Annotated in this window: 13 protein-coding genes, 1 other RNA gene and 1 other annotated feature; of the genes, 11 read left to right on the forward strand and 3 right to left on the reverse strand. The window is 42.6% G+C overall.

The window, feature by feature from the left end; all coding sequences use genetic code 11:
• Positions 1–12: 12 nt before the first annotated feature.
• The gene (gene dtd, locus F0342_RS13125) at positions 13–453 is read left to right on the forward strand and encodes a D-aminoacyl-tRNA deacylase (protein ID WP_149156365.1); all 441 of its coding nucleotides are present in this window, start codon (positions 13–15) and stop codon (positions 451–453) included.
• An 80-nt stretch (positions 454–533) separates the two neighbouring features.
• On the opposite strand, the gene F0342_RS13130 is transcribed toward dtd, so the two are convergent.
• On the reverse strand, positions 534–2,276 hold the full coding sequence (locus tag F0342_RS13130; protein WP_149156366.1) for an N-acetylmuramoyl-L-alanine amidase family protein: 1,743 nt from the start codon (positions 2,274–2,276) through the stop codon (positions 534–536).
• A 224-nt stretch (positions 2,277–2,500) separates the two neighbouring features.
• On the opposite strand from F0342_RS13130, the gene F0342_RS13135 reads away from it, so the two are divergent.
• The 5 genes from F0342_RS13135 (at position 2,501) to F0342_RS13155 (ending at position 7,326) form a co-directional block, all read left to right on the forward strand.
• A complete protein-coding gene (locus tag F0342_RS13135) occupies positions 2,501–2,653 on the forward strand; it encodes an RNA polymerase subunit sigma-70 (protein ID WP_395940685.1) in 153 nt (50 codons plus the stop codon).
• 70 nt (positions 2,654–2,723) lie between these two features.
• Positions 2,724–2,953 (forward strand) — a binding site (T-box leader).
• A 74-nt stretch (positions 2,954–3,027) separates the two neighbouring features.
• A complete protein-coding gene (hisS, locus tag F0342_RS13140; protein ID WP_149156367.1) occupies positions 3,028–4,302 on the forward strand; it encodes a histidine--tRNA ligase in 1,275 nt (424 codons plus the stop codon).
• 32 nt (positions 4,303–4,334) lie between these two features.
• Entirely contained in the window at positions 4,335–6,101 is a 1,767-nt protein-coding gene (gene aspS, locus F0342_RS13145) for an aspartate--tRNA ligase (RefSeq protein ID WP_149156368.1), read from the forward strand.
• Positions 6,102–6,171: 70 nt separating this feature from the next.
• A non-coding RNA gene (gene ssrS, locus F0342_RS13150) (6S RNA) lies at positions 6,172–6,361 on the forward strand.
• A gap of 200 nt (positions 6,362–6,561) precedes the next feature.
• Positions 6,562–7,326, forward strand: a complete 765-nt coding sequence (locus F0342_RS13155) for a tRNA threonylcarbamoyladenosine dehydratase (protein WP_149156369.1) — start codon at positions 6,562–6,564, stop codon at positions 7,324–7,326.
• A gap of 64 nt (positions 7,327–7,390) precedes the next feature.
• On the opposite strand, the gene F0342_RS13160 is transcribed toward F0342_RS13155, so the two are convergent.
• Entirely contained in the window at positions 7,391–7,813 is a 423-nt protein-coding gene (locus tag F0342_RS13160; protein WP_149156370.1) for a hypothetical protein, read from the reverse strand.
• A gap of 144 nt (positions 7,814–7,957) precedes the next feature.
• Between F0342_RS13160 and F0342_RS13165 the strand changes: the two genes are divergently transcribed.
• The 5 genes from F0342_RS13165 to F0342_RS13185 are packed head-to-tail and all read left to right on the forward strand — an operon-like array spanning position 7,958 to position 11,697.
• Positions 7,958–8,737: a hypothetical protein gene (locus tag F0342_RS13165; RefSeq protein ID WP_149156371.1), complete on the forward strand. Its 780-nt coding sequence runs from the start codon at positions 7,958–7,960 to the stop codon at positions 8,735–8,737.
• 3 nt (positions 8,738–8,740) lie between these two features.
• Entirely contained in the window at positions 8,741–9,115 is a 375-nt protein-coding gene (locus F0342_RS13170) for a GntR family transcriptional regulator (protein WP_149156372.1), read from the forward strand.
• A 2-nt stretch (positions 9,116–9,117) separates the two neighbouring features.
• Complete coding sequence (locus tag F0342_RS13175) at positions 9,118–9,828, forward strand: ABC transporter ATP-binding protein (protein ID WP_262481739.1); 711 nt, start codon at positions 9,118–9,120, stop codon at positions 9,826–9,828.
• The gene (locus tag F0342_RS13180; protein WP_149156422.1) at positions 9,828–10,754 is read left to right on the forward strand and encodes an ABC transporter ATP-binding protein; all 927 of its coding nucleotides are present in this window, start codon (positions 9,828–9,830) and stop codon (positions 10,752–10,754) included. Before F0342_RS13175 ends, F0342_RS13180 begins: the two co-directional genes overlap by 1 nt.
• Entirely contained in the window at positions 10,747–11,697 is a 951-nt protein-coding gene (locus F0342_RS13185) for an ABC transporter permease (RefSeq protein WP_149156373.1), read from the forward strand. Before F0342_RS13180 ends, F0342_RS13185 begins: the two co-directional genes overlap by 8 nt.
• Positions 11,698–11,864: 167 nt before the next feature.
• Here the strand turns inward: F0342_RS13185 and F0342_RS13190 are convergent, their stop codons facing one another.
• Positions 11,865–12,584, reverse strand: a complete 720-nt coding sequence (locus tag F0342_RS13190; protein WP_149156374.1) for a protein-glutamine gamma-glutamyltransferase — start codon at positions 12,582–12,584, stop codon at positions 11,865–11,867.
• Positions 12,585–12,903 lie beyond the last annotated feature (319 nt).

Consider the following 12,903-nt stretch of genomic DNA (forward strand, 5'->3'; position numbering starts at 1 on the left):
GGAGATTTCTTTATGAAGGTTGTACTGCAAAGAAGTAAAGAAGCCTCAGTCACTGTTGATGGAGAAGTAAAGGGGGCCATTCGTTCAGGTGCTGTATTGCTTGTGGGGATCACCCATGAAGATACGGAAGAAGACGCTCGTTATGTTGCAGACAAAGTAGTGAACCTGCGTATTTTTGAAGACGAAGAAGGGAAGATGAATCATTCTTTACTGGATGTAGAAGGGGAAATTCTCTCCATCTCTCAATTCACTCTTTACGGGGACTCTCGTAAGGGAAGAAGGCCAAACTTCATGAGTGCAGCAAAGCCCGATCACGCAAAGTCTGTTTACGACTACTTTAATAAGGTATTAAAAGAAAAAAATATAAAAGTGGAAACGGGCGTATTTGGAGCCATGATGGACGTGAATTTAACAAATGATGGTCCTGTTACGTTAATAATAGAAAGTAAATAAAGAAAAGCTGATCCTGCAATTAATCCAGGATCAGCTTTTCTTTATTTACTTATATAGCTTGTTCTCTGCGATGCGCAGCATCAGTTCGAAAAATAATCACCTAATCCATGATAGATAGCCGTTGCCGCCAGGTCTTGAAAATACTGTGTATTGACATTGGCTTCCTCTGCTGGATTACTTAAGAATCCCAGCTCCAAAAGGACAGCCGGCTGATTATTTTCACGTACAACGTGATAATCTCCTACTCGTACACCGCGGTCTTTCGTCGGTAACCGATCTGCCAGACTTCCATGAATTTCATCTGCCAGTTCTTTCTGGTGACCTTGATAATAGTAGGTAGTATGCCCGACGATAGAGGAATCAAGAATGCTGTCAAAATGGAGGCTGATAAAGGCATCGGCCTGATAATAATGAGATAATGATACCCTTGATGGCAATGAAAGATATTCATCGTTTTTCCTTGTTAAGACCACTTTGGCTCCAGCGCTCTTTAGCTTTTCGGCAAGGAGTTCCCCGGTTCTCATGGTAAGGAGCTTTTCCAATGTCCCACTTGCTCCGGTCGTTCCACTGTCTCTGCCTCCATGTCCCGGATCAATCACCACGACTTTATCTTGTAAGCCGCCGCTCCGCTTGCGTGAAGGAGTGGTGTTTTCCCCGGTGCTGGATCGGATGGACACCACCCAGCCGGCAACAAAGCCTGCGCTGCCGTCCTCTAATTCAATCTCATACCAATCTCCGTTTTTGCTAATAACGGGGAAGGTGTCACCACTGGATCCCCGTTCGATGACGCTTGCACGGGCGTTTGCTTCACTTCTGATGTTGGTACCATTGTATAGAACTGTGACGTTTTCATTTTCTGAAGATGGTTCACTCTCATGAGCGGAGGCAGTAACGGTTTTTTGGACATACCAACCGGCAATCCAGCCTTTCTTCCCATTTGAGAGCTTAATCTGATACCAATTGTTTTTCTCTTTTAATAAGGAATATTTCTCACCTTTTGAGACCTTTCCAACGACGTTCCCGTTCAAAGAGGTTTCATCACGGACATTTAAACCGTGAACCGTAATGATTCCAATAAGATCTGTGGGCGAGGAGGAGGGCTCCTCTTCAATAGCGCTCGAAGAGAATTCTACATATGCATCGTTCACCCATGCCTTGTCGCTGCCAAATTGAATCTCGTACCACCCGCTGACACTTCCTGTTACATCTACGTGATCTCCCTTATTTAATATTCCCAGGACGGAACTTTGTAGAGAAGGGGAGGTTCGAACATTAAGGGAGTTGTCGGTGATGATCCCTTGTTTATTTTCCTTCTTTTTCGATGGGGAAGAAGTTGTGTTGTTTTCCGACACGTATTCCTTATGCACCCAGCCGCTACCTTTATCCCATTCGATGAACAGCCAGTCACCCTCTTCGTCGGAAACGGATACTCTATCACCCGTGTTTAAAACCGTCACGACTCCTTCAGAGGTGCCGGGCCCTTTTCTGACGCGTAGCCCATCGGTGTTCACCCGTGCTTCCTGTTTTGGAGAAACATCGGAAGCAGCAGATTCTACTGAGACAAGCCATTCTGCCACCCAGCCCTCTCCACTACCGGTCCTGACCTTATACCATTCATTTTGTGTGTCTACTATACTGTACTCTTCCCCTCTATGTACCTTCGTCAGAACCGGGTAACTGAGTCCTGGCCCCGTACGGACATTCAGTGTCGGAACACTGATCGTGGCCGTGCCTGTTTCTGCATGTGCATAATCAGCTTCGAGTGGCTGAAAAGGAATGATCATGAGCACAATCAGTATCGATGCAATTATTTTCTTAATCATCTTCACCTCCTGTTAGAAATACAAACACCCATAGTAATATCGGATCTTTTCACTTAGATATTGATCAATATCTCGACGATTTATCGAAAAAATCCCTTATGGGTTTAATACGATAAAAAAAATTAAATTCCTCTAAAACGAAATAAAAATAGGTAATTGGAAATGATAGAGTTAAGGATTGTTTTGAAAGGATGATGGAATTGAGGTCAAGTGAAAAAGGGTTTATGAATGCAAATGGTGATAACCAGCTGTTCGGTGTGGATTTTCATCAGTTTCTAGAACGTGAGAAAGATGCCTTGAACGTGGAACTTGCTTCCGAGTTCGGGTTATCGTTGAAAGAAGTTAAGCTTCTGAAAAAGAAAATGGAAAGATCGTAACGAAATTTTCTTTAACCTCTTGACATGAACTAACGGCATCCGTATCATTATAGAAATAAAATAACATTTACAAAAACCGTTGATCGAGCATAGTAGCTGATACCCGCGTGTAAAGAGAGGAAATGCCTTGGCTGAGAGCATTTCTACAATGTGAATTAGTGAATGAACACTCAGGAGGTTTCTCTCTGAAAAAGTTTCTTTAGTAGGAGATGAACGTACCAGGCGTTAACTGGCTAAGTGGAGGTCTTTATAGACTTCAATTAGGGTGGCACCACGGGAATAACAGCTCTCGTCCCTTGTATGATATACAAGGGACTGAGGGCTTTTTTTATTTACATAAATATCAATGTGCTATATAAAAGGAGGAAATCAACTTGTCCATTCAGATTCCAAGAGGTACACAGGACATTCTACCAGGTGAAGTAGAAAAATGGCAGTATGTAGAGGAAGTGGCGAAGAATCTTTGCCACGCCTATCAGTATAAAGAAATCCGCACACCTATCTTTGAGGCGAGCGAGTTGTTTACCAGAGGCGTAGGGGATACGACGGATATCGTTCAAAAAGAAATGTATATGTTTGAAGATCGCGGAGGTAGAAGCTTGGCACTCCGACCTGAAGGAACCGCTTCTGTAGTTCGCTCCTTTGTAGGAAATAAGATGTTCGGGTATCCAAATCAGCCAACAAAGCTCTTTTACTCCGGTCCGATGTTCAGGTACGAAAGACCACAAGCCGGCCGCTACCGCCAATTTGTCCAGTTCGGTGTTGAAGCATTGGGAAGTGAAGACCCGGCGATTGATGCAGAAGTGATTTCATTAGCAATGGGAATTTATAAGAAACTAGGACTTACTCAATTAAAGTTAATCATTAATAGTCTTGGTGATGCGGGTAGTCGAAACGCTCACAGAGAAGCGCTGATCAATCACTTCAAACCAAGAATTGATGAATTCTGCGGAGATTGTCAGAATCGTTTAGAGAAGAATCCATTACGCATTCTCGATTGTAAAAAAGACCGTGACCATGAATTAATGTCTACAGCACCCTCGATTCTCGAGTACTTAAACAGCGAATCGAAAGCCTATTTTGAAAAAGTCCAAACGCACTTAACGGGGATGGATGTGGAATTCGTAGTAGATCCAACTCTTGTTCGCGGCCTTGATTATTATAATCACACAGCTTTTGAAATCATGAGTGACGCAGAAGGATTTGGAGCCATCACGACCCTTTGTGGTGGAGGACGTTACAATGGGTTGGTGGAAATGATCGGTGGTCCGGAGACTCCAGGAATCGGTTTTGCCTTTAGTATTGAAAGACTACTTTCCGCACTCGAAGCTGAAAATGTTGAACTTCCAATTGAGCAAGGCGTCGATTGTTTTATCGTTTCGCTGGGAGAAGAAGCGAAGGATTATGCAGTTAAGCTTCTTCACAATTTAAGACAGGTGGGAATTTCTTCAGAAAAGGATTACCTGGATCGTAAGGTGAAAGGTCAATTTAAAGCAGCGGACCGCTATGAAGCGAAATATGTAGCCGTCATTGGCGACAATGAATTACAGGAAAATAAAATCAACCTGAAAGATATGGCTACTGGTGAGCAGGAAGAAATAAGTCTTGATCGTTTTGTAGAGAATGTGAAAAGCAAACTTGGTAAATAGAACCCGTTGATTTTGACAAGGAGGAGAACATGATGACAAAAAGAACAGCGTATTGCGGAGATATCACAGAATCATACATCGGAGAAAAAATTACGATTAAAGGCTGGGTACAAAAGAGAAGGGACTTAGGTGGGTTAATCTTCATCGACCTTCGTGACAGAGAAGGAATCGTACAAGTCGTCTTTAATCCGGATTTATCCGGAGAAGCCCTCGCCCTTGCGGAGAAAATTCGTAATGAGTATGTACTTAGTGTGACAGGTACTGTCGTAGCAAGAGGAGAAGGAACGGTCAACCCTAACCTGAAAACGGGGAAAGTGGAAATTCATGTAGAAGAGGTTCAAATCATAAATGAAGCGAAGACCCCTCCTTTTATGATTGATGATCAGATGGAAGTGTCTGATGATGTCCGTTTGAAATATCGTTACGTAGATCTTCGCCGACCAGCGATGATGGAAACGTTGAGAATGCGTCATAATGTTACCACATCCTTCCGTAACTTTTTGAACGAAAACGGATTCCTGGATGTGGAAACACCGATCTTAACAAAGAGTACGCCTGAAGGTGCACGTGACTACTTAGTGCCGAGCCGTGTTCACCAAGGTGAATTTTACGCGCTGCCACAATCACCGCAAATCTTCAAGCAATTGCTGATGGTATCCGGTTTCGACCGCTATTACCAAATTGCCCGCTGTTTCCGTGACGAAGATCTTCGAGCAGATCGTCAGCCGGAATTCACTCAGATTGATATGGAAATGAGTTTTATGGATACAGAACAGATCATTTCTCTTGTAGAAGACATGATGAAGAAGCTGATGACTGATGTGAAAGACCTGAATGTTCAATTACCATTCCAAAGAATGACGTATGATGATGCCATGAGTCGTTACGGTTCAGACAAACCGGATACACGTTTTGGATTGGAATTGATCGACGTATCGGAAATTGTGAAGGAATCCGGATTTAAAGTATTCGCAGGCGCTGTAGCAAGCGGTGGTCAGGTGAAACTGATTAACGTAAAAGGCGGTGCTTCCCAGTATTCCCGTAAAGACATCGATGGGCTGACAGAGTTTGTTGCACGTTTCGGGGCAAAAGGGCTTGCCTGGTTAAAGGTAGAAGAAGAAGGCTTAAAAGGACCTATTTCCAAATTTGTGACAGAAGAGGATGCTTCGCAAATCTCTGCTTCTGCGAATGCAGAATCGGGAGACCTATTGCTATTCGTGGCTGATAAAAAATCAGTAGTGGCAGATGCACTGGGTGCCCTTCGTCTGAAATTAGGAAAAGAATTAAAGCTGATTGATGAAACAAAATTCAATTTCCTATGGGTGACCGACTGGCCATTGCTTGAGTTTGATGAAAGGGAGAACCGTTATTATGCTGCCCACCATCCATTCACGATGCCAGTGAGAGAAGACCTGGAACGTTTCGAGACAGATCCTTCCTCGGTCCGTGCCGAAGCATATGACCTTGTATTGAATGGATACGAGCTTGGAGGGGGATCTCTTCGAATTTATGAGCGTGATATTCAAGAAAAGATGTTTAAAGTACTTGGTTTCTCAAAAGAAGAAGCAGAAAAGCAGTTTGGGTTTCTATTGGAAGCCTTTGAATATGGAACACCTCCACATGGCGGAATCGCCCTTGGTCTGGACCGTTTAGTGATGCTCCTTGCAGGACGCACAAATCTCCGTGATACCATTGCGTTCCCTAAAACGGCAAGTGCAAGCTGTGTATTGACGGATGCTCCAGGTGAAGTGAGTGAAGCTCAATTAAAAGAGCTGTCCTTGTCGCTGGATGTAGAATAATGTAAATAAGTTCCGGAGGTCATTCGTTGAAATCATCAAGGTGATATGATATTATTTAAACAATCACAAACGAGTCCTGATGTGTGCGACGTTTTTACCTAACAGTTTTGACCGAACAATTCAAACTTTGGGAGCTTGACGTTTCTGCTAGGCGTTCACGCCCCGTGCCGGGGACTAACAAATAGTGGAATAAAGCACCCACCTGCCGAGAGCGGGTTCAAAACGAAGGAAATGATGGCGACGGCACGATTGGGACTCGACCAAACATGATTTTTTAAACAAGAACCTATAGAATGAAGAGTCAGGCTGAAAGTGGCCTGGCTTTTTTGTTGGGACTAAACCTCTTCTTAATAGGGTAAACAAATGGGGAGGACAACATTTCATATTGATTTTCGGTCCTGTATCCTTTATTCTAATTCAGTATAAACCTAGTTGAATACTTATAATGGAGTTGATTATTTTGCTACACCAGTTTTCACGAAATGAACTAGCGATCGGTAAGGAAGGCCTTCAAACCCTAAAGAATAGTACGGTGGCAGTACTTGGAATCGGGGGAGTGGGATCCTTTGCAGCCGAAGCTTTAGCCAGGTCAGGTGTAGGCCGTCTTGTGTTAGTGGATAAAGATGATGTTGATATTACAAACGTGAATCGTCAAGTTCATGCATTGCTTTCTACAGTAGGTCAGCCGAAAGTCGATTTGATGAGAGACCGCATCCAGGATATTAATCCGGACTGTGAAGTCATTGCCTTAAAGATGTTCTACACGGAAGAAACTTACGAAGAATTCTTCAATCAAGGATTGGATTACGTAATAGATGCTTCTGATACAATTTCGTATAAAATACACTTAATGAAAGAATGTTTAAAACGCGATATTCCATTGATCGCGAGCATGGGAGCGGCGAATAAAACCGATCCGACACGCTTCAAAATTGCCGATATCAGCAAGACTCATACGGATCCAATCGCAAAGGTGATCCGGACCCGCCTGAAAAAAGAAGGCATTAAAAAAGGCGTAACTGTTGTTTTCTCTGATGAGAGTCCCATCGTCATCCGTGAAGATATCAGAAAAGAAGTAGGGAAAGATGATGCAAAGATTCGTAAAGCCCAGCTTCCTCCATCTTCAAACGCATTTGTTCCATCGGTTGCAGGTCTTATTGCAGCCAGTCATGTGATGAACCAGTTGTTAAAGCATATTGAAATCAAAAGAGTAAAAGACAAATAAAGACCATGCAACTGTAAGGACTGAATCCACTTTTGGATTCAGTCCTTTTTCATGTTGCGAAGTATCAATGAATAATAGGGGAAGGGAGACCTGCATTTTTATCAAGGGCTTCCGCTTCCTTTAGCAGAGATAGCATCGCTTTTAATTTTTTATGCTTTTCAGAATACGCGATGTATCTTTTTTTAAGTTCGTCTTGTTTTAGAAGGAGCTCTTCCTTTTCATTTAGGAGAAGTTTATTCTCTTTCTGCTCACTGCCTCTCATTTCCCTTTGTAAAAAGGCAATACAAGATTCCAATGATACCTTAGATGTCTGTTTATTTAATTTTGTATAATACCGGTGTGAACATGTCCCGGGCGTTCGCTTGATTTTCAATGCAGCTTCTTCAAAGGCTTCTCTTTTGGATTTGCCTTTTTCTCTGTATGATTGGACAACTTCCAATATTAGTTGATCTTCTTCCTCAGTCCAGAGTCGTTTTTTCTTTTCCATTTCCCATCCTCCTCTTCTATTAGCTTTACACACTCCAGCAAAAAAACAATTCCATTAATTAGGTAAATAAGGGATTGACGATATCATGTGTCATAGTGTACTATCTAACTAGAACACTAAAACGCGTTATGAAGGAGTGCAAGTATGAACGCATTTAAAGGTCTTCTTTGGAAAGACTTCAAAACCTCCAAGGTTTGGTTCTATGGATGGATTGGTATTATTTTTCTAATTTGCATCATAGGAATGGTGACCGGAAACTTAGTCAACGAGCCTATAATTGTTCAAATATTCATTATCATGATTGGTGTGTTTCACTTTGCGTTTCTGCCGGGCATTGTCTTGTCCATGCTTCGATTGGAAGGAAAGACGCAGCTTTGGCTTCATAGTCCTTATAGTGGATTCAGTCTTTTGTTGTCGAAACTGATTATTGCCTTTATTTACTCTACGGTGTCACTTCTATTATTGGATCTTTTAGGTGTGATCACCTTGGCTGTCTTCCCTGAAGACTCTCTTTTTTCCTATTGGCCAATCAAAGAAGGTATCCTATTTAATTTAGGAGTAACAGTAGTAGGACTGTATTTTTCCGGATGGACGATTTTCTTGTGGACTTTCTACCACTCACTTTCAAAGTTTCCTTCCATCAAGAATATACGTTGGATTTTTGTAGCTGGTTTTATCATTGTGTATCAAAGTGTGGTCGCATTTCTTATGAGCATTAAATGGGTGGAAAGAATACTCTTCGAAACTTTTACAGTTGAAGTGAGTTCAGGTGTCTTTTTCTCGGTTGGTTCTAGCGAGGCAAAAGCCGGTTTTGAGCCTGAAATGATCCAACTGCCCTTGCTGCCATTTGTATTCGAAGGAATGGTCATGGTTATCGTATTTATCATTTCCTGCTGGCTATTAGATCGTAAGGTTGAGGTGTAATACATGACAGAAGAATATACAGCTTCCAAACCGATATACCTCCAAATAGCTGACCGAATCATACGTGAGATTGTAAGAAAAGAATTATCTCCGGGTGACAAACTGCCTTCTGTTCGGGAAATGGCTGTTCAATCCGGGGTGAATCCAAATACCATTCAGCGTACGTATAGCGAATTAGAAAGGATGGACATTGTGGAGACGAGGAGAGGGCAAGGAACGTTTGTCACGGAAAAGGAAGAGGTTCTTTCCGTTTTGAACGAAAAAGTACAAGAGGAAGTAATCGAGTTGTTCATTAAAAACATGAGAGAACTGGGGTTAACGAAAGAACAAATGATAAAAGGCGTCGAGAGATATCTTGCCCAAAGAGGGGGGGAATAGGATTGGTTGTGAAATTTGAAGGTGTGACCAAAAAATATGGAAATGAAATGGCTTTGAAGAATACGTCTTTTCACTTCGAAAAGGGGAAGATATATGGTCTGCTTGGTCCAAATGGCAGCGGGAAATCGACCACTTTAAAAATGATTGCGGGATTAGTTCTTCCGAGTGTAGGTACAGTGACCATGAACGGTAAGCCAATTACCCGGAAACGAGCCGGTGAAGTGGCGTATTTAACAGAACTGGATATGTTTTATGAAGCATTTACCGTTGATGGGATGATCCGGTTTTACGCCTCTCAGTTCTCCGACTTTAATATACAGCGGGCGCATGAATTAGTGGGATTCATGGAACTGGACAGTAAGAAAAAGATCAAGCATTTATCAAAAGGAAAACGCGGCAGACTGAAGCTTGTTCTTGCCCTGTCCCGTAATACAGAGGTCCTTCTCCTGGATGAACCCTTTTCAGGATTGGATCCCATGGTAAGGGACTCCATCGTGAAAGGTCTCTTATCTTATATCGATTTCGGCAATCAAACAGTGATCATAGCAACCCATGAAATCGATGAAATTGAAGGGATACTTGATGAAGCGTTTATCATCAATGATGGAGAAATTAAAGGGCACTGTCAGGTAGAAGAGCTTAGAGAAATAGAAGGATTGTCTGTCCTGCAGTGGTTGAAAAAAACAACGAAAAAAGAAGGGAAGATGAAGTGATGAAGACGGTTGTGCAATTACAGGATGTCTCAAAAGTCATTAAAGGAAAGACCATTATCGATAATTTATCCTTTGACGTGTATGAAGGGGAAGTATTCGGTTTTCTGGGACCGAATGGAGCAGGAAAAACGACGACGATCCGAATGATAGTAGGACTAATGAATATTTCAAAAGGAGACGTCCTGATTTCGGGGAAAAGCATTAAAAAAGATTTCGAAGGTGCCATAAAGGATGTTGGGGCCATCGTTGAAAACCCAGAGCTCTATAAGTTCATGTCCGGGTATCAGAACTTAAAGCATTTTGCCCGCATGCAAAATGGAATTACCGAAGAAAGAATGAAGGAAGTCATCGAACTGGTCGGTTTGACAGATCGCATCAATGATAAAGTGAAAACCTATTCCCTCGGGATGAGACAGCGCTTGGGTCTGGCGCAATGCCTGCTCCATAAACCGAAGCTCCTCATACTCGATGAGCCTACAAATGGTTTGGATCCTGCCGGTATCCGCGAAATTCGTGCATATATAAGAAAGCTTGCCCAGGAAGAGGGCATGGCGGTCATCGTATCAAGTCACTTATTATCTGAAATGGAAATGATGTGCGATCGAATCGGGATCATCCAATCCGGAAAGCTTGTGGATGTACAGCAGGTACGTGATTTCGTTGAAGGTTCCGAACAGGTTTACCATTTTGAGGTACATGATGTAGATAAGATCAAAGCTGTACTCAAGAAGTTCGATCCGAAAATCAAATATGAAACGAAGGGATCGGAAGTACAGGTCGCTTTAACGAAGGAACAAGTACCGAATGTCATTCGGGCACTTGTGGATGCGGATGTTCAAATCTATAGTGTCATGCCGATTGCCAAGACACTGGAAGACAGATTCTTAGAAATCACGAATGAAAAAGGAGAGGTCGTGCATGCTTAGTCTCATTAGAAATGAATGGATAAAAATATTTAAACGGGTCGGAACATATGTCATGCTCGGATTGCTTATTCTGATTATTGGAGTGACGGCAGCTTTTACGAAGTATGATGACGGAAAAGCAAAGGAATCGGAAAACTGGAAGCAGGAACTCTCAGCGCAAGTGGAAGCGGATAAACAAATGTTGTCTGAAAATCCAAATATGAATAAATTCATAGAGAATGACACTGAACGAAGAATTGCGTTAAATGAATATCGCATTGAAAATGACATTCAACCGAAAGTGAAAGAAACGGTATGGACTTTTGTGGAAACGAATGCCTTTTCCGTACTTGTTGTCGGTCTATTTGCCATCATTGTGGCAGCAGGAATAGTGGCAAGTGAGTTCAGCTGGGGTACGATCAAACTTTTGCTCATTCGTCCCATCTCAAGAACAAGAATCCTTCTATCGAAGTATTTCACCGTCATCTTATACGGAGTGAGCATGCTATTTATATTATTCATCGTATCGTTCCTGATAGGACTTCTATTATTTGGCGGAACAGATCAGTCAACCCATCTGGCGTATGTGGATGGGAAGGTAGTCGAACAAAACATTGTCGGGTACTTGATCAAAACCTACTTATTGAAAACCATTGATGTAGTGATGATGGCTACAATGGCCTTCATGATTTCAACTGTGTTCAGAAGCAGCTCACTGGCTATCGGGATCTCCTTGTTTCTATTGTTTGTGGGAGGCAATGCAACAAGCCTGCTCGCTCTTCGATTCGACTGGGCAAAATTCAGTTTGTTCGCAAACACAGATCTGACTCAATACACAGGTTTCACACCACCGTTAGTGGACGGCATGACTATGGGCTTCTCCATCACCATGCTCATCATCTACTTCATCATCTTCCAGCTGCTGGCATTCATCGTCTTTAATAAGAGGGACGTGGCGGCATAGAATAGCGGAGGCGGCTGCTTGGTCGGCCCGACAAGCATAAGGCGAACATCCCGGAAAGGCGCACTTTGCCTTTTGGTATGGTTGACTTTTGACCTCGGGGGGCTAGCCAATAGCTGGACAATTAAAAAGCAAACAAAAAGTGGCGGACTCATCAGAGTTCGTCACTTTTATGCATACCGGTATAAATCTGAGAACTTCAAACGTGTGACTTGTTGAAGGAGAAAGGCTGATTCAGTGGCATCTTTTTTTCGAAGAGTATTTAAAGCTTCTATCATTTCATCATGAGTCATGATTCCCACTCCGTGTCCAAAATACTGATCCTCTTGTAAAAACACAGAATTTTCCCCCATCCATATAGGATCGTCATAGTCAGGATTAGAGAAGTAGTAAACATCCCCGGGAATATAGTCCACTCCTTCATAGGTGACCATGCTCATATCATCGTCATAATTGTGACCCCACACTAAAAGGGGGGAGAATAGCTGATTGAAATAAGAAGTCCTAATCGTATCAAGAATTGATTTATAGTATATGAGAACAATGCTGGTGACGCATTCGAAGCTATAGGCAGAGCTATTTGTGAAAATATCTTCAATGGCTTCTGATGGGAGTTTCGAATCGCGAAGTCTATATCCGTATGGGGTCTTGATCCAAAAAGTAGAGTTGAAATAGGAGTGTTCAAAAGCAGCGAATTTGGCGTCACCCTCATCCATACTCCTTGCATTGGCAATGAATCGTTCCCGCATTTTCAACTCAAATCTGAGCTCGCCTAAGTTACGGTAACGATACTCCGTAGGACTGCTTTCCAGCGCTTTAACGATGCTTTCTTCTATAGGTGATAGAATCGTTAACCCAATACTTGACAATCCATTTTCAATGATAATCAATCCATACACCTCCAGGCCTTTTTACTAATGTATGATAGGGTTGAGAGATATGGCATTGACACGTTAAAAAAAGTGTTTATTCATAAAATAAACCTGCCAAAAAGTCAGAATCCCTTTCCGGCAGGTTTGTATTATGCTTGTCGGGGCTAAACGAGCCGCCTCCGCTTTTGTGTCATCCAGCTCCGGCGGCTAGCCCCTCGAGGTCATAAGCTAAATTGGCCAAGAAGGCAAAGAACGCCTTCCCGGCCAATTCATCTTATGCTTGTCGGGGCTAAACGAGCCGCCTCCGCTTTTGTGTCATCCAGCTCCGGCGGCTAGC

The sequence above is a fragment of the Bacillus sp. CH30_1T genome, from assembly GCF_008364765.1.
GTDB lineage: Bacteria > Bacillota > Bacilli > Bacillales > Bacillaceae_B > Rossellomorea.